Source organism: Caulobacter sp. DWR2-3-1b2 (assembly GCF_049896345.1).
Taxonomy (GTDB): Bacteria; Pseudomonadota; Alphaproteobacteria; order Caulobacterales; family Caulobacteraceae; genus Caulobacter.
Map to the genome: position 1 here is coordinate 77,025 of NZ_JAFCUC010000001.1, position 17,197 is coordinate 94,221.

Genomic DNA, 17,197 nt, shown 5'->3' on the forward strand with positions numbered 1-17,197 from the left:
AGAAGGGGCGCGATCTTGACCTATGATTTCGCGGGGCGTGGGTTTTGGAGACGAACGCTTAGCGCCGCCAAGCGCCTGATACCGCCCCGCCTGACGCCTCCTTCCCGCGAAGGCCGCCTGTTGGCCGCGCTCTGGACCCTGGCCGCCCTGATCACCCTGGGCGTCGCCCTGAGCCAGAGCCTGCTGATGTTTCTGCTCTCGATGGCCGCGGTGCTGTTTGGCACCTACGCGGCGCTGTGGGCGATGAACGGCGCGGCGCGGCGGTAGGGGCGAAAATGATTGTCATCCCGGACGAGCGCGCAGCGCGAAGATCCGGGACCGACGCGTGAGGGCCAGCGTTTCCGGCGGTCCCGGATCTGCGGCCTTGCGGGCCTTGTCCGGGATGACAGGCTTGGTTGGTGAGCGGAGGTTTGCCCCCCTCCCCCACCTCTGCTATCCCCCGCCCATGTCTCTCGTTCGGAAAACCTCGCGAATTAGCCGCCCGGCGTGACGCCGCTGGACGCTTGCCGCTGCGCGCGCCGGGATCAGACCCGCACCCCTCTTCCGAACCCCTACGCTGGATAGCTTTGCCATGGCCGACGACGCCACGCCCGCTCGCGACTACCGCGAGACCGTCTTCCTCCCCGACACCCCGTTCCCGATGCGTGGCGGCCTGCCCAAGAAGGAGCCCGAGATCCTGGAGGGCTGGGCGGCGCTGTCCGACAAGGGCCTGTACGGCGCGGTGCGCGCCGCGCGCCAGGCGGCCGGCGCCCCGCTGTTCGTGCTGCATGACGGCCCGCCCTACGCCAATGGCGCGATCCACATCGGTCATGCCCTGAACAAGACGCTGAAGGACTTCGTGGTCCGCTCGCGCTTCGCCCTGGGCTACGACGTCGACTACGTGCCCGGCTGGGACTGCCACGGCCTGCCGATCGAGTGGAAGATCGAGGAAGAATTCCGCGCCAAGGGCCGCCGCAAGGACGAGGTGCCGGCCGCCGAGTTCCGCAAGCGCTGCCGCGAATACGCCGCCGGCTGGATCGAGGCCCAGAAGGTCGAGTTCCAGCGCCTGGGCGTGCTGGGCGATTGGTGGAACCGCTACGCCACCATGGACTACAGCAGCGAAGCCACCATCGTCGCCGAGTTCCACAAGTTCGCCACCAGCGGCCAGCTCTATCGCGGCTCCAAGCCGGTGATGTGGAGCCCCGTCGAGCGCACGGCGCTGGCCGACGCCGAGATCGAGTACCACAACCACGTCTCGCCGACGGTGTGGGTGAAGTTCCCGGTCAGGGCCTATGACGAGGAGCACTTCTCGCTGTCCGGCAACAAGGACGGTGACAACGTCTTCCGCCTGCAGCCGAACGACGCCAGCGTCGTGATCTGGACCACCACCCCGTGGACCATCCCGGCCAACCGGGCGATCAGCTTCAACCCCAAGGTCGAGTACGGCCTCTACGAGGTCGAGGCCCTCGAGGAGAACCTGGAGTTCGCCCCGTGGTCCAAGGTCGGCGACCGGCTGATCGTCGCCGACAAGCTGGCCGAGGAGGTCCGCAAGGCCGCCAAGGTCGCGTCCTGGCGCCGGGCCGAGCCGGTCGATCCGACGGGCCTGATCTGCGCCCACCCCTTGGCGACCTTCGACCCTAATCCCGATGGGGGCTACGGCTTCGACGTGCCACTGCTGGCCGGCGATCATGTGACCGACGACGCCGGCACCGGCTTTGTCCACACCGCCCCAGGCCACGGCGCCGACGACTATCTGGTCTGGCTGAAGAGCGGCTACGCCCTGGACTCCATCCCCGACACCGTCGACCCCGACGGAGCCTATTTCCCGCACGTGCCGTTGTTCGCGGGCCTCAAAGTCATCGAGACCGAGGGCAAGAAGACCGGCAAGTTCGGGGCCGCCAATGGCGCGGTGATGGACAGGCTGATCGAGGCCGGAAACCTGCTGGCGCGCGGCCGGGTCGAGCACAGCTATCCACACAGCTGGCGCTCCAAAGCCCCGGTGATCTTCCGCAACACCCCGCAGTGGTTCATCCGCATGGATCAGGCCGTGCCGACCCTGGGCGGCCAGACCCTGCGCGAGGTGGCCGTCAAGGCCATCGCCGACACCGCCTTCCACCCCGAGGCCGGGCGCAACCGCATCGGTTCGATGGTCGAGTCGCGTCCCGACTGGCTGATCAGCCGACAGCGCGCCTGGGGCACGCCGCTGGCCATGTTCGTCGACAAGGAAACCGGCCGGCCGCTGATCGACCCGGCCGTCAACGACCGTATCCTGGCGATCATCCGCGAGGGCGGCAGCGACGCCTGGTTCGAGCGTCCCGACGAAGATTTCCTGGGTCCGCTCGATCCCGTCCAGTACGAAAAGGTCGTCGACATCCTCGACGTCTGGTTCGACAGCGGCAGCACTCACGCCTTCACCCTGGAAGGCCGCAACGACAGCGCGTCGCCGGCCGACCTCTATCTGGAAGGCTCTGACCAGCATCGCGGCTGGTTCCAGTCCAGCTTGCTCGAAAGCTGCGGCACGCGCGGCCGCGCGCCCTACAAGGCGGTTCTCACCCACGGGTTCACCCAGGACGAGAACGGCGAGAAGATGAGCAAGTCCAAGGGCAACACCGTCGAGCCCCAGACCATCACCAAGGAGAGCGGCGCCGAGATCCTGCGGCTGTGGGCGGCGATGGTCGACTATTCCGAGGACCAGCGGATCGGCAAGACGATCCTGGCCACCACCACCGACGCCTATCGGAAGCTGCGCAACACCACCCGCTACCTGCTGGGCGCCCTGGCCGGCTTCGACGAGGCCGAGCGGGTGACGGACTATGCCGACTTCCCGCCGCTCGAGAAGTACATCCTGCACCGGCTGTGGGAGCTCGATGGCCAGGTCAAGGCCGCCTACGAGGCCTACCGGTTCAGCGACGTCATCCGGCCGCTGATCGACTTCTGCCAAGGGGATTTGTCCAGCCTGTTCTTCGACATCCGCAAGGACTGCCTCTATTGCGACATCCCCACGGCCCTGCGCCGCCGGGCCTATCGCACGGTGCTGGACCATGTGTTCGAGCGCCTGACGGTGTGGCTGTCGCCCCTGACCAGCTTCACCATGGAAGAAGCCTGGACGACGCGCTTCCCCGAGGCGGGCAGCAACGTGCTGCGGGTGATGCCGGAGACGCCGGCCGCCTGGCGCAATGACGCCGAGGCCGCGCGGTGGGCCAAGGTCGAGACCGTGACCTCGGTGGTGACCTCGGCCTTGGAAGTCGAACGTCGTGAAAAGCGACTCGGCTCGGCCTTGGAAAGCGCGCCGGTGGTGCACATCAACGACGCCGCCCTACTGGCAGCCTTCGACGATTTGGACGCCGCCGAGGTGTTCCGCACCAGCGCCGCGACGCTGGTGGCCGGCGAGGCCACCGGCGCGTTCGCGCTGGACGAGGTCAAGGGCGTGGCCGTGGAGCCAAAACTCGCCGACGGCAAGAAGTGCGCGCGCTCCTGGCGCATCCTGCCGGAGGTGGGAACCGATCCGCGCTATCCCGAGCTTAGCCTCCGCGACGCCGAAGCGGTGGCGTGGTGGGATAGCCGGCAGGCGGTTTAAGATCTCCCTCTCCCAGAGGGAGAGGGAGGGGCCCGCGCCGCCAGGCGTGGGAGGGTGAGGGGTTAAGATGCTAGACGGCGTGCCGGCACGCCGGCAAACAGCGTAACCCCTCACCTTCCCGCCGCTACGCGGCAGGCCCCTTCCTCTCCCTCTGGGAGAGGATCAAAGGAAGAGCGACGAACTATGAAATCGATCACCCGCCTCGGCTTGACCGCCTACGCCATCGCCGCGATCACCGTCGTGCTGGACCAGCTCAGCAAGGGTTGGATCCTGGCCACATTGGGGACCGAGCAAGGCGCCAGCCTGCCGGTGGTTGGCCCGCTGTACCTGACCCTGGTCCACAACCAGGGCATGAGCTTTGGCCTGTTTCGCGGGCCGGAATATCGCTGGCTGCTGACCCTGTTCTCGGCCGCCGTGGTCATCGGCCTGGGGATCTGGGCGCGCAAGGCGATCCGGCCGCTGATGGCCTCGGGCCTGGGCTTCATCATGGGCGGGGCGATCGGCAACAACCTGATCGACCGCATCCGCTATGGCCATGTGATCGACTTCATCGACGTCTCGCGCCTGCATTTCCCCTGGGTGTTCAATGTCGCCGACGCGGCGATCAACCTCGGCGTGGCCCTGCTGCTGCTGGACAGCTTCCTGTCGGAAGAAAAAAAGCTGGCTCATCCCGACGGGCACGGCCTCTGAAGCCTTAACGGCGCCACGTTTCCAAGGAAGATTGGCGCCCGGCCCCGGATGTCGTATCGAGGGCGTCCGAAATTTGGCCTACCCGGGGGCGGGCCGCTGGAGCACGGTTTTCATGAGTTTCAATCGGGTCGCGACCCTTGGCGTCCTGGCCGCAGTGGCCGCTGCAGGCCTGGCCGGCTGCCAATCGACCTCCAAGGCCCTCGGCATGGCCAAGGTGGTGCCGGATGAGTTCCGCGTCGTCACCAAGGCGCCGCTGGTCGTGCCGCCGGATTACAGCCTGCGCCCGCCGGCCCCCGGCGAGCCGCGCCCGCAGGAACTGCAGCCGGAAAGCGCCGCACGCCAGGCCCTGATTGGCCAGAGCAACGCCGCCGGCCGCTCCGACGGCGAGAAGCTGCTGGTCGCCAAGGCCGGCGTCGACAAGGCCGACCCGCTGATCCGCTTCGTCGTTGATGACGAGAACGGCGACCTGGCCCACAAGGACGAGAGCTTCGCCAGCAAGGTTATGTTCTGGAAGAAGGGCGACAGGACCGCCGCCCCCACCGCCTCGGAAACCGGCGCCACCGAATCCGTGACGGTCGACGCCGCCACCGAAGAGGCCCGCCTGAAAGCCCTGACCGGCGCCGGCACGATCGTCATCACCCGCGAAAAGCAGAGCAGGATCAAGCTTCCGGGGCTGTAGGCTTCGGTCGTTTGTGAGTTCCAGGAAAAGCCCGGCGGCGAAAGCTTCCGGGCTTTTTTTGGCCATCTACCAGAGGGAGAGGGTTTCTCAAGCCTCCTATTCCCCCGGCGTCGACACCGCAAACCCCCGCGCCCGGATCTGGTCCAGCACGCCGCCTTGGGCCACCAGTCCCCGGATGGGGAACAGGGCCACCGCGTGGCCCGGCGTGCGCATGGCCGCGACCAGGGCGTCGATCTCGGCCTGGTTGCCGCGTCGCTCCAGCTCGGCCATGCCCGGCAGGCTGAGCATGCAGCGCTGGAAGTTGCGGGGGCCGTTGATCGCGCCGCGCACGTCGCCTCGGGCCCAGGCCGCCGCGGCGGTCCGCGACGCGCCGGCCCCGGCGGCGACCTCGTCGAGCACGCCCTCCAGGCACACCCGGCCGGCGGCCTCGGAATGTCCGCGCACCGCCGCCTTTGCCAGGGGCATCAACTTGTAGGACGCCACCGGCCGCGCCTTGACGCCATGCTTGCGCGCCAGCCGCCCCACCGTGCGCTCGGGCTCGAACGGGTCGAGCTTGGCGCTCTTGCGATAGTCGCCGGCGATCTCGATCCCGGCCCCCAGCGGGCTCCAGACGCTGTAGGCGTCGGGCCTCTTGCGCAGCTGGGCGCGGACCTGGGCCAGCTTGGGCGCCAGGTCGGGCACGGCGGCGTCCAGGGGCTGGCGAGACTTCAACTTGCCGCGCAAGGCCAGCAGGGCGGGGATGTCAGTGACGCCCGCCTTACCCTCGGGCGGCAGGATCAGGGCGAAGGCGCCGTCCATCCGCCGCTCCAGCACCGACTTGTCCCACGGCTGGTTGTTGGGCAGCGAGTGCAGGGTGCCGAGCAGATAGAGCGTGGTGTCGCCGTCGGAGATCCGCCACCAGGCCGGCCCCGGCAGCTTGGCGTTGACCACCAGGGCCTCGACGACATTGGCCTCGGGATCGTCGATCACCTGGGCGTGGGCCGTTCCAGCGACCAGGGCGAGGCTCGCCAGCATCCAGGGCCATGATCGCCGCATGTCGGGTCTCCGGAGGAAGTTGTTGCTGCATGAGCGCCCCACCTGCCCCTTTTGTTCAACCGTCATCCGGTCATCCCTTCCCTCCCCTTTTTGGCCCTTTATGGGAGGGTGGCGGCGAAGCCGACGGGTGGGGCTACGCCGCCTGCCTCATCAAGCCCCACCCGCCCCCCTTCGGGGCCACCCTCCCCAGAGCGGGGAGGGAAAAGCCATCCATCACTCCCCCGGAGTCGTCACCACGAACCCCCGCCCGCGCAGTTGGTCCAGCACCCCATCCTGCGCCAGCAGCGACCGCAGTTCGATCACCGCCACCGCCTTGCCGGGCTTGCCCAGCGCTGCGGCGATGGCCGCCACCGCGTCGTCGCGCCCCGACCGCAGCTCGCGGGCGATCGAGGGGGTCGAGGCCAGGCAGCGCGAGAAGCCGCGATCGGCCAAGACCACGGCCCGCACCTCGCCTCGCGCCCAGCGCTCTGACAGCAGCTTGATCCCGCCCTCGCCGCTCTCGGCCTGGCGCAGGCCCGCGTCGAGACACAGTTCCTGCAGCGGCTGGGGCGCGGTCCCCAGGGTCTTGACCGCCTCGACCAGGCTGTAGCCCGGCAGGGTCTGGATGCGCGGCCGGTCGGCGATGTCCTTGCTCCTGGCGATCTCGCGGATCGTGTCGGTCACTCCGCCCACGCTGATCGACAGATTGCCGTCCTGCGAATTGGCGACCACGAAGCCGGCGAACGCGGGCTTGACCTCATCCAGGCTGTCCAGCTTCTGTTTGCTGGCCAGCAGCCGCGCCTCCAGCCGGGCCCGCAGCTCGGGCGGCAGGGTCTGGCGCATCGGCGTCGAGCTGATGAAATAGCGTTTGCCGCCCAGGGCCAGGGCGACGATCCGCACCAGGCTGACATCGGCCTCCTGGCCCATGATCAGCACATTGGCCCCGTCCAGCCGCCGCTTCAGCACAGAGCTGTCGACGTCCAGTTTCGAAGGCGTCAAGGCCGGCACGCCCAGCACATAGACCACGGTGTCGGCGTCGCTGACCTTCCACCAGGCCGGACCCGGCAGGCGGGCATTGACCACCAGGGCCTCGACCAGATTGGCCTCGGGGTCGACGCGGTGAAGTTCGATCGGGCCCGAGGCGTCGACCGCCTGCTGGGCCAAGGCGGGGGTGGAGATCAACAGCAACCCGGCCAGGCTGGCGGCGAGACGTCCAATCATCACTATCTGTGATCCTCGAAGGGCGGCGGAATCGATCTAGGATGATCGGTCTTCCCGCACTTGGACGGCCCCGAGCTTGGCCGGTCAAATTACGAAGACGCAATGCGGTCCTTCCGCGCCCGAAAGCCCACTCCCGATGCCGATCCGCCGCCTGCCGCCCGAGACCGTCAACCGCATCGCCGCCGGCGAGGTGGTCGAACGACCTGCGAGCGCCATCAAGGAGCTGGTCGACAACGCCATCGACGCCGGCGCCACGCGGATCGAAGTCGAGGCCCATGGCGGCGGCCTGACCCGCATTCTCGTCGCCGACGACGGCTGCGGCCTCTCTGCCGAGGAGCTGCCGGTGGCCATCGAGCGCCACGCCACCAGCAAGCTCGCGCCAGACGCCCAGGGCCTTTGGGACCTGCTGGCCATCCACACCCTGGGCTTTCGGGGCGAGGCCCTGCCGTCGATCGGCTCGGTGGCGCGGCTGTCGATCGCTTCGCGAGCAAAGGGCGCGCGCGACGCCTTCGCCATCCTGGTCGAGGGCGGCAGCGTCGGCGACGTGGCCCCCGCCCCCTTCGCCGGCGACCACGGGGCGCGGATCGAGGTGCGCGACCTGTTCTACGCCACCCCCGCCCGGCTGAAGTTCATGAAGTCCGAGCGCGCCGAGGCCCTGGCGATCACCGAGGAGATCAAGCGCCAGGCCATGGCCAACGAGTCCGTCGGCTTCAGCCTGGACATCGACGGCCGCCGGGTCATCCGCCTGGCGCCCGAGCATCCCGGACCGCAGGGCCGCCTGGCTCGGTTGTCGGCCGTGCTGGGCCGCGACTTCCAGGACAACGCCATCGAGATCGACCAGACCCGCGACGGCGTTCGGCTGACCGGTTTCGCCGGCCTGCCGACCTACAACCGCGGCAACGCCGCCCACCAGTACCTGTTCGTCAACGGCCGGCCGGTGCGCGACCGGCTGCTGCAGGGCGCCCTGCGCGCCGCCTATGCGGACTTTCTCGCGAGGGACCGCCACCCGACGGCGGCGCTCTACATCTCCCTCGACACCTCGGAGGTGGACGTCAATGTCCACCCGGCCAAGGCCGAGGTGCGGTTCCGCGACCCCGCCCTGGTGCGCGGTCTGATCGTCGGGGCGCTGCGCCATGCGCTGGCGGGGGCGGGACACCGGGCCTCGACCACCACGGCGGCGAGCGCGCTGGAGGGCTTCCGGGCGCAGTCCCTGTCGGGGGGCGGCTACCCACACTACCAGCCCGGCCCGTCGGCGGCCGGCTTCTCGGCCTGGCGGGCCGGCGGCTGGACGCGGCCTTCGCCGCAGGACCTGCCGGGACTGTCGGACGTCTCGGCGCGGGTCGAGGCAAGCCCCGATCATGGCGGCGGCTACGGCGTCGCCGAGGCGGTGCGCGACACGGCCTATGGCGACTATGACGCCGCGCCCAATGTGGCCTATCCCGGCTTCGGAGACGGCCGCGCCGCGCCCTTCGACCCCGTCGATTTCCCGCTGGGCGCGGCCCGGGCGCAGGTGCACGAGACCTATATCGTCGCCCAGACCCGCGACGGCGTGGTCATCGTCGACCAGCACGCCGCCCACGAGCGCCTGGTCTATGAGCGCATGAAGGGCGAACTCAGCGCAGGCGGCGTCGCCCGCCAGGCCCTGCTGCTGCCCGAGGTGGTGGAGCTGGACCCCGCCGAGGCCGAGCGCGTCGTCGCTCGCTCAGACGAACTGGCGGCCCTGGGCTTGGTGATCGAGAGCTTCGGCCCCGGCGCCGTCCTGGTCCGCGAGACCCCCGCCCTGCTGGGCAAGACCGACGCCGCCGGCCTGGTCCGCGACATCGCCGACGACCTGGCCGAGAACGGCCAGGCCCTGGCCCTCAAGGAGCGCCTGGAAGAGGTCTGCTCCACCATGGCCTGCCACGGCAGCGTCCGCGCCGGGCGGCGGCTCAACGGCGCGGAGATGAACGCCCTGCTGCGCGAGATGGAGGCCACGCCGCACTCCGGCCAGTGCAACCACGGCCGGCCGACCTATGTGGAACTGAAGCTGGCGGATATTGAGCGGTTGTTTGGGCGAAGGTAGGGGAAGTGAAATTGCCGTTGGGAAACGGGTCTCGCTCGACGGGCTATCCATATGGTAGGAGTTGTGTAGGGAACTCGCTCCATGGCCGGTACGGTGACATTTGTTGTTGACCTGGACGCTGCCGGTGCTCCACCAGCGGTTGACAGCGTGCGACAGCTACTTGCGCTTCTCGATGGACTACAGGATCAAGACGCCAAGCTCGACTGGCGCTTAGTTTCGATTTCTACCAATTCACCGCTGCGAGCCCAGGTAGAAGCCTTTGATAGACAAGGCGCCCCAGTATCAAACAATGAGGCAGCGCAGGCGGCGTCTGCAGCTTTTCGCGTCCTTGATGCCACTAATGACAATGAGCGCGAAGCCGTTGTCCAGGGCTTAAGCGACGAAAATCGAAAGCGCTTGCGAGCGTTCATTACGCCGATCAAAGAACGTGGAGGGCTGGTTAGGATCCAAGTTGGAGACCAGCCAGACCGCGTTATCACCGGAGATCGCGCCCAAAAGACCTATAATGCGATTTCAGCTGTCGCTAAGCGCCGACGCCCCGAGCTCGGCTCCATCGAGGGGCAGATCCTTGCAGCTACCACACACTACGGCAGCCCTGCTCTAAGGGTGCGCACCTTCTTGACCAAGGACGAGGTTGTGTGCGTGTTTAGCAAAGAAGCTATCGGGCTCATCGGTGCTGAGCACACTCTTGCTGAAGTGTGGAATGGCCGCCGAGTAGTTGTTGGTGGTAAAATCTCTTACGACGCTTCTGGAAGACCCGCGACAGTCCAGGCTCAATCGCTTCGAACGATCGGTGGAGTGCAAAGGTCGTTCGCGGAATCTGAATGGAAAGGCGAGGCGACTGCCGAGGACTGGGGTGAAGCGCATTGACGGAGCGCCACTACTGGGACACCACGTGCTGGATCGACCTCCACAAAGAACCCCAGATCGGGCCTGTGGGGCCAATGCGTACTCTTTGGCTCGCGGTCGAACGCGGAGCGGTGGAGCTACTCTTTTCCGCGGTGACCTTGGCTGAAGTGCTCATCAAGCCCGAGGGTGTAGAACCGCCAAAACCGTGGCCTGATCCCAACGACTTCGACCTCATTTTCGACAGCGAACAGCTCATCGCCGTACAAGTGGATCGCCTTGTTGGCGAGCGCGCTCGCAGCATCCGTCGCCAGACGGGACTGAAGACGCCGGACGCAATCCACTTGGCTTGCGCCCTTGAACACAACGTGGATCACCTCATCACAAGGGATCCAGATATCCTAACGCGTCACGGCGTCTTTTTTCGCCGAGACGGAAAGGCCATTAACGTGCTCACCCCTGCGAATGCTTTGGGTGGACCACTTTTTAGCCAGCAGAGCAGTAGTTCACCACTGCGAGACTGCCATTCTGAACCACCCGCCAAGCCGGATGCGGCTACGCGTTAAACCCTTGCAGGATGGGAGCTCTGGCGGCTGGCCGAGGCAAGGACCGGCCGCCGGCCAGCTGCGGCGCGGCGGCCCGGCGGCGCGGCGGCCCTTTGGGTCGTCCTTGACGCGGTCGGACGTTAGAGCAAGCTCGCCCGCCAGGGTTCAAGGCGCGGCCTCGCCGCTGCGGGCGGCGGTCGGGAGTGGGCTCGGAGGGTCCCAAATTCCGTCTCCCCGGCGAAGCCCGGGGCCCAGATTCAGCCTGGGCGTCTGGGGATCTGGGTCTCGGCCTTCGCCGGGAAGACGGATGGTGGGTAAAGCCGCTAAGCCGCCGTCACCACCGCCTTCTGCTCCGGACCCGACGACCATTCGTGCATCGGCAGGCTCAGCGACGACAGGCTGGTGGCACCGACCGGGGCCTCCAGCAGGTCGGTGACCGCCGCTCCGGTCAGAAACGGCGCGCCGAGGTCGAGGCAGTGGTTCAGCTCGCGCCGGGTGCGCACGTCGTTGAGGCCTTGCCAGACCTTCTTGCGGCGATAGGCGTCGGCCTCGCGGATGAAGCGCGTGACCGCCGCCAGCCGGGCCTTTTCCTCGCCCGCCGGCAGCACCAGGGTGACGCTGCTGGCGAGGTCGACGGGCAGTTCGTCGACCTGGAAGGCGGGGTCGGTGACCCTCAGGTCCAGGCGGCAGAAGAACGGCTCCAGGAAGCGCCGCGCCTGCGACAGGGCCGAAAAGGACGGCGCCCGGGGCGTGTCATAGATCGAGGCGGCCAGCCGCCCACGCGAGGCGCGGGGCAGGGCCTCCAGGTGCGGCAGCAACGCGGCGCGGGCGCCGGGCTTGACCAGGGTGGAGAAGCTGATCGGGAAGAACATCACCCCGACCGGCACGCTCGCCAGCGCCGCCGCGACGCCGCCCAGGGTGGCGATGTCATTCTCCGGATGGTCGATGTCGGCATGCGAGGCGGTGAAGCCGAAGGCCGACGGCACATTGGCCGCGCGCCAGGTGGCGCCGCTGCCAATGAACACCTCGCGGCCGGTGTGGTAGACGCCGCGATACACCGTTCGGGCGGGGGGACCCGCGTCCTGGGCGACCGGGTCCAAGGCGGCCAGTTCCTCCATCGGAGGCGTTCCGCACACCGGTCCGCCCTGGGGCACGACCGAACTGACCTCGGTGGGGGTGATGCGACAGATCCGGCCAACCAGCGAGCCGTCGTCCTCGCCGTTCAGCAAGGCCTTGAGCTGCGCCCCGCCAATGCCGGCGAACTTCATGACGTCGGTCTGGTCGCCCTCGAACATCAGCAGGGCGATGTCGCCCTCGCCCTTCTCCCCAAACAGCTTGAACTGCAGATCACGCGCCAGGGCCTGCAGCTCACGCGCGTCCAGCTGGGTGGCGCGGGGGTCGGCCAGAACGAAGGAAAACGGCGCGACCAGGCCATAGCGGCGCGGCCACAGCCAGGTGGTCTCCAGATAGGCCCCGGCCACCTTGCCGACCAGGGCGGCCATGGTGTCATTGTCGGCGAACCGCAGTTCGTCGCCCACGAAGACCTTGAGGCATGCGATCGCTGTCATGCGCGGGACGGTGCGCCGGAACGGTTAGCGAAGTCGTGCTCCGGATGCGCGACTGACTGACGCATTGGTTTATGATTGGGCTTTTTCGAACGCCTCGAAATCGCGGTCGAGCTTCCACTGCAGGGCGGCCTTGGGGCTCTTGGCCAGGAAGGCGTCGCAGGCCTTGCCCGCCTTGATGCAGGCGGGCGCCCGCCCGCCCGCCCAGCCCCGCAAGGGCTCTCCGGGCAGGAAGGCGACATCCAGGCTGGTGCGGGCCATGGCCTTGAGGTCGGCATAGCGCAGGCCGTGCTCGACGGCGGCGCGCAGATATTCATTGGTCATGTCGATGCGCGAGACGCCCTCGTCGTCGGTCGACAGCACCACCGGCACCCCGGCCTGGCGATAGAGGGTCAGCGGGTGGTCGGCGCCCTTGACGCCCAGGATGACGTCGTTGCTGGTCAGGTTGATCTCGACGGCGATCCCGTCGTTGGCCATCCGGTCCAGCAGGGCCTGGGCGCCGTCCTCGTGGACGATGTCGACGCCGTGGCCGATGCGGCTGGCGCCGGCCACCTCGACCGCCTCGCGGATGTGGAAACGCAGGTCGCGCGGCGGGACTAGGCCCAGGGCCAGCTCGCCGGCGTGCAGCGACAGCTTCACCTTCGGATAGCGGGCGTGCAGGAAGGCCAGCATCCGCATGTGCAGGGCATAATCACTCAGCGCCGTCGGATCGTCCTCGGGGGCGACGATATTGACCCCTACGAAGCGCGGATCAACGTCGGCCAAGGCGAAGGCCGCCACCAGCTGGGCGAAGACGACGGGCGGCGGCAGCACCCGCACGCCGAACGCCTGATAGCCCAGCACCACGGCGCAGGGGCCCGTCCGGACGGGCTTGGCGGCGCAGCCCTGCTGGCGATCGGCCTCGGCTTCGGCGGTGTCCATTTCGCGGCGCGTCCGGGCGGTGAAGGCGGGGATGCCGGGCTCGAGGCCGGCCAGGGCCTTGGCAAAGTCGCCGTCCCAGGGCCGGTCGCGCGAACCCTTGACGAAGGCGTACATGGCCACCGGGTTCACCGAGGTCTCGACATAGGAGACATGGTCGTCGGCGGCCTGTTCGCGCACCGCCGCCAGCATGGCCGGCAGGTGGCCGTCGGTCACGGCGCTGAACCGGGCGAAGGTCGAAAAGAACTGGTCGTGGCCCGAGGGCAGGGCCCCGTCCGCGCCGGGTTGGTAGTTGCGCATCGACAGGGCGTTGATCGCCCGGCCGTACAGCGCCGGATCGCGGGTGGTCAGGCCCTGGGCCGCCGCCTTGCCCGGCGCGTCGCAGGGGCCGGCGACGATGGCCGGCAGGGAGCCGGTGGTGACGCACAGGCCGTCGGCGGCCGCCCAGGCCAGGAAGTCCTCAGCATAGATCGCGCCCGCCAGGTGATTGTGCAGGTCGCCGCCCTTGGGCATGGCCCGCAGGAACAGTCGCAGCTTGGCGCGGTCGTGGACGATGGCGTCGAACCGGGCGGCCGTGCGAGCCTCGGGCGTGACGGACGAGGTCGCCGCGCCGGCCGGTCCGCCGAGCAAGGCGAGCAGCGCGCCGGCATAGATCGCCCATGCCCGAAACCGATGTCCGCCGATCGCCATGTCGTCGCCCCGCCGCTTTTCACCCCCTCTTGCAGGGTGATTTGCGGCGTTTGACAAATCAACGCTCGGCGAGCGACGCGAAAAGCTTGGCTAGGCGACTTTCAGTGGCAGGTCACGCGCTTGACTGGCGCCAACGGGGCTGGCCATCAGGTCGGTGATCGCGGGGCCGGAGACGAAGCGCAGGCCCGCCGCGCGACAGGCGTCCAGCTCCTTTGCGTCGCGCAGGCCGGTGATCGCCTGGCGCACGCCCTTGGCGCGGCACGAGCCCTGGATCGCGGCGAACTTGGCGATGGCCTCGATGCGCACGCGCAGCTCTTCGTCCAGCAGAGACAGGGTGATGCTGGTGGCCAGCTCGCCCGGCAGGGTGGCGACGGGGAAGTTGGGCTCGGTGATGTTTAGGTCGATGAAGCTGAAGGTCGACTGCAGGAAGGTCTTGATCTGGCCCAGCGTGCCCAGCGACGGCTCGCGCGGGGTGTCATAGATCGTCGCCCCCAGACGGCCCTGCATGGCCAACGGGAAACGCGACAGCCGGCGCTTGTAGGCTTCCAGCGACGAGGGATTGGTCAGGTTCCAGAAGCTGAAGGGCAGGAACAGCACCGCCGCCTCGTCACCGCCCTGACCGGTGGACAGGCGGGCGAAGGCGGCGTGGGCGTCGTTCAGGCAGGTCAGGTCGCGGGCCAGCAGGGCGGCGTCGTCGGCGGGACGCGCTCGGTTCAGATCGACACGCAGGCCGATCGCGGCCCCGACGAACGACTCCGACGGCGGATGATAGACCCCCCACCAGCCGGTGGCGGCGGGCGGCGGCGGCTTTACGGCCGGAGCGATGGGGGGCGCCGGGGGCTTGGCGGCGTTCTCGACGGCGGGCGCGGGGCTGGTCGCCCCAAAGGCGGGCGGGATCGGCCCGGCGGTCGCGGCGACCTCGGCCTCGGTCGCGGCCGGGGCGCTGGGCACGGCGCGGATCTCTTCGGCGGTAATTACCTGCACGTGGCCGGGCGGGCCGGCATAGCCGCGGCCGGCGATCAGCCCCGCCAGCGCGGCCTGGGACAGGCTGGCGAACTGCAGGACGGCGCTCTCGTCACCCTCGAAGGTCAGCAGGCACACCTGGCCCGCCCCCTTTTCGGAATGGGGTTGGCGGGGGAAAAGGCCCGCTTCCAGTTCGACGGCGAGGGCCTGCATCTCGACCGGATCCAGGCGCTCGGCCCGGCTGTCGGCCAGCACGAAGGCCAGGGGCGCCACGGCGCCATAGCGGCGTGGGGCCTTCCAGCAGTGCTTCAGATACAGGTCCGCGGCGGCCTGCACCTGGGGGGCCGGCGTCGGGCGACCCGTCTCGGGGTCCCCAATGGCGACCAGAATTCTCAAGCAAGCAATAGCCGTCATGGCACCGCAACATACATACGAAGGCTTGGCGAATTCTTTACAAGAACTTGGATAACGCCATCTCAACCTCAAAAATCGACGTTATCCGTCAACCGTGACCATTGGACGCGGCCCGCCGTGGGTCAGGTCAGTTGACGCCGCGCGGCCTCCAGCGCCGCCTCGGCCCGCGAATTGATGCCCAGCCGGCGATAGATGGTCTTCACATAGCCCGACAGGGTCGAGGGGCTGAGACCCAGAACCTCCGCGGCCTCGTTGACGGTCAGGCCCCGGCCGACCAGGCGCAGCACGTCGGTCTCGCGCGGGGTCAGGACGACGGCCTCGCCCTGGTCGGCGGTCATGAAGGCGGCGCGCAGCCGGAAGTGCTCAAGGATCTTGCGGGCCATGGCCGGCGAGATCGGCGGCTCGTCCACCGCCAGGCCGCGCAGCCGCTCAACCAGGCTGTGGGCGTCCCTGTCCTTCAGCAGATAGCCCTGGGCGCCCGCCGCCATGGCTCGCATCAGGTTGTCGTCGTCGTCATAGATGGTGGCGACCACCACGGTGACGCCCGGCGCCGCCCGCAGCAGTTCACGGATGAAGTCGGCGCCGGAGCCGTCCGGCAGGCCCAGATCGACCAGGGCCAGCGAGCGCAGCCCCGGCCGCGCCAGGGCGGCGACATGGCCGCGCGCGCCGGCGAGCGTGGCGGCGGTGACGATCTCGACTTCGCCGAACGCCTGGAGCACCACCTCGCGCAGCCAGGCGCAGGTGTCGGGCAGGTCCTCGACGATGAGCACCTGATCATAGAGCGACGCGACGCCGCCAAGGGTAGCTTGAGCTTCCACGTCCCCAACCTAACCCATCGCCGCCGCGACGCCAGACGGCGGACGGCCCCCTGTTTGGGGGGTAGGGGCCGGCCCCCACCGCGCCCATCCTGCCGGGACGATGTCGGAGGGGCGTCGCTCAGGGGAATCCGGTCATGAACGAACTAGCCTATCTGTCCGGCCTGCTGGTGCTGGTGGCGTGTTTCGTGATGGTGATCCACGCTCTGTTGAAGGACTGACGGCGGCCGCGTCAGGCCGCCGGGCGACTGGGCGTCACCTAGCACCTTCCCCCCACTTCCATTGATCCCGACGCAAGTCGGGACCCAAGCCGAGTCGGCTCAAGGGTTCACGGCTGTCCCGTTCGCAAGCCTCAATCCGGATAGAGCGCTTGGGTCCCGACTTTCGTCGGGATGAAGAGAATTAAAGGGGGGAAGATCCAAGAACGGGGACCTCCCATCAAACACAAAAAAGCGCGGCGAACCGAAGTTCGCCGCGCATTTCCCTGCGTCGAAAGACGTCCCGCTAGCGCTGGACGGCCATCGCCGAGGAAATCCAACCGCGATTGCCCTGCTCGTCATCGACCTCGATCCACACGCCGTTGCGCTGGCCGGTCGGATAGACGGCGGTTCCGGCGGTCATGGCCCGCACAACGGCCGCGCTGGGCGAGGCGGTAGCCTTCAAGCCGACATCGCCCTTCAAGCTCAGGCTGGACGGCGCGGCGGCCGGGACGGTCCGCGTCGAGACCGTCGTGACCGTGGCCTGGGTCCCACAAGCCTTGCCCTGATAGACGCCGTTCATGATCGCGCGGCGCTGCTGGGCGATGGCGATCTGTTCGCCTTCGCGGGCGACCTTGGCCTCGGCGCTGGCCCGGGCGGCGCTGACCGCGGCGTTGGCGAACATTCCGAGGCCCGGCATGCGGGCCAGGGCTCCGCTGCGCATCGCGGCGTTGAGGCCCAGGGCGGCGCCGCTCTGCGCCATGCGGGACTGACCCTCGGCGCCGGAGATGGCGGTGTTGGAGGCGCCCATCATCTGGTCCATGCGGGCGACCTCGGCCTGCAGTTGCTCGCAGCTTAGCTGGGCGTCGCCGGCCTGGCTGACCTGCAGCGCCTGGGCTTGGGCCGAGCCCTGCGCGGCGGCGGCCAAGGCGAGGCCCGCGAGTATCGCCGTCAAGGGCGTGGTGATGGGCTTGGTCATTGAAACATTCTCCCCACGGCGTCCCGACGCCGTTCCTGCCCGT

The 17,197-nt window shown here is 68.5% G+C and carries 14 protein-coding genes; 7 read left to right on the top strand and 7 right to left on the bottom strand.

What is annotated here, in order from left to right:
* The first annotated feature begins 120 nt into the window (after window positions 1-120).
* The 4 genes from ACP694_RS00405 (at window position 121) to ACP694_RS00420 (ending at window position 4,925) form a co-directional block, all read left to right on the top strand.
* Window positions 121-267 carry a hypothetical protein gene (locus ACP694_RS00405; protein WP_426009440.1) on the top strand — a complete coding sequence of 49 codons (147 nt, stop codon included), beginning with the start codon at window positions 121-123 and terminating at the stop codon, window positions 265-267.
* A gap of 304 nt (window positions 268-571) precedes the next feature.
* Window positions 572-3,556 (top strand): isoleucine--tRNA ligase, encoded by a 2,985-nt coding sequence (gene ileS / locus ACP694_RS00410; RefSeq protein ID WP_426009442.1) that lies wholly within the window; start codon window positions 572-574, stop codon window positions 3,554-3,556.
* Between the two features lie 183 nt (window positions 3,557-3,739).
* Window positions 3,740-4,246, top strand: a complete 507-nt coding sequence (lspA, locus tag ACP694_RS00415) for a signal peptidase II (RefSeq protein WP_426009445.1) — start codon at window positions 3,740-3,742, stop codon at window positions 4,244-4,246.
* 112 nt (window positions 4,247-4,358) lie between these two features.
* Window positions 4,359-4,925 carry a DUF3035 domain-containing protein gene (locus tag ACP694_RS00420; RefSeq protein ID WP_426009448.1) on the top strand — a complete coding sequence of 189 codons (567 nt, stop codon included), beginning with the start codon at window positions 4,359-4,361 and terminating at the stop codon, window positions 4,923-4,925.
* Window positions 4,926-5,021: 96 nt separating this feature from the next.
* Here ACP694_RS00420 and ACP694_RS00425 read toward each other — a convergent pair whose 3' ends face one another.
* Window positions 5,022-5,960 carry a TraB/GumN family protein gene (locus tag ACP694_RS00425; RefSeq protein WP_426009451.1) on the bottom strand — a complete coding sequence of 313 codons (939 nt, stop codon included), beginning with the start codon at window positions 5,958-5,960 and terminating at the stop codon, window positions 5,022-5,024.
* Between the two features lie 213 nt (window positions 5,961-6,173).
* On the bottom strand, window positions 6,174-7,160 hold the full coding sequence (locus ACP694_RS00430; protein ID WP_426009453.1) for a TraB/GumN family protein: 987 nt from the start codon (window positions 7,158-7,160) through the stop codon (window positions 6,174-6,176).
* Between the two features lie 136 nt (window positions 7,161-7,296).
* Here ACP694_RS00430 and mutL point away from each other — a divergent pair, with 136 nt between their 5' ends.
* From mutL to ACP694_RS00445, 3 genes are all read left to right on the top strand, one after another.
* Window positions 7,297-9,222: a DNA mismatch repair endonuclease MutL gene (mutL, locus tag ACP694_RS00435; protein WP_426009456.1), complete on the top strand. Its 1,926-nt coding sequence runs from the start codon at window positions 7,297-7,299 to the stop codon at window positions 9,220-9,222.
* A gap of 81 nt (window positions 9,223-9,303) precedes the next feature.
* Window positions 9,304-10,092: a hypothetical protein gene (locus tag ACP694_RS00440; protein ID WP_426009458.1), complete on the top strand. Its 789-nt coding sequence runs from the start codon at window positions 9,304-9,306 to the stop codon at window positions 10,090-10,092.
* Window positions 10,089-10,634, top strand: coding sequence for a type II toxin-antitoxin system VapC family toxin (locus ACP694_RS00445; protein ID WP_426009461.1), 546 nt, complete (start codon window positions 10,089-10,091; stop codon window positions 10,632-10,634). Before ACP694_RS00440 ends, ACP694_RS00445 begins: the two co-directional genes overlap by 4 nt.
* 302 nt (window positions 10,635-10,936) lie before the next feature.
* Here ACP694_RS00445 and ACP694_RS00450 read toward each other — a convergent pair whose 3' ends face one another.
* The 5 genes from ACP694_RS00450 to ACP694_RS00470 form a co-directional block, all read right to left on the bottom strand.
* Entirely contained in the window at window positions 10,937-12,181 is a 1,245-nt protein-coding gene (locus tag ACP694_RS00450) for a hypothetical protein (protein ID WP_426009464.1), read from the bottom strand.
* A 69-nt stretch (window positions 12,182-12,250) separates the two neighbouring features.
* Window positions 12,251-13,786, bottom strand: a complete 1,536-nt coding sequence (locus tag ACP694_RS00455; RefSeq protein WP_426009467.1) for an adenosine deaminase family protein — start codon at window positions 13,784-13,786, stop codon at window positions 12,251-12,253.
* Between the two features lie 90 nt (window positions 13,787-13,876).
* Window positions 13,877-15,145: a hypothetical protein gene (locus tag ACP694_RS00460; RefSeq protein WP_426009470.1), complete on the bottom strand. Its 1,269-nt coding sequence runs from the start codon at window positions 15,143-15,145 to the stop codon at window positions 13,877-13,879.
* A gap of 140 nt (window positions 15,146-15,285) precedes the next feature.
* Window positions 15,286-15,981, bottom strand: a complete 696-nt coding sequence (locus ACP694_RS00465; protein ID WP_426009472.1) for a response regulator transcription factor — start codon at window positions 15,979-15,981, stop codon at window positions 15,286-15,288.
* Between the two features lie 501 nt (window positions 15,982-16,482).
* Window positions 16,483-17,154 (bottom strand): SH3 domain-containing protein, encoded by a 672-nt coding sequence (locus tag ACP694_RS00470; RefSeq protein ID WP_426009475.1) that lies wholly within the window; start codon window positions 17,152-17,154, stop codon window positions 16,483-16,485.
* Between the last annotated feature and the right edge of the window lie 43 nt (window positions 17,155-17,197).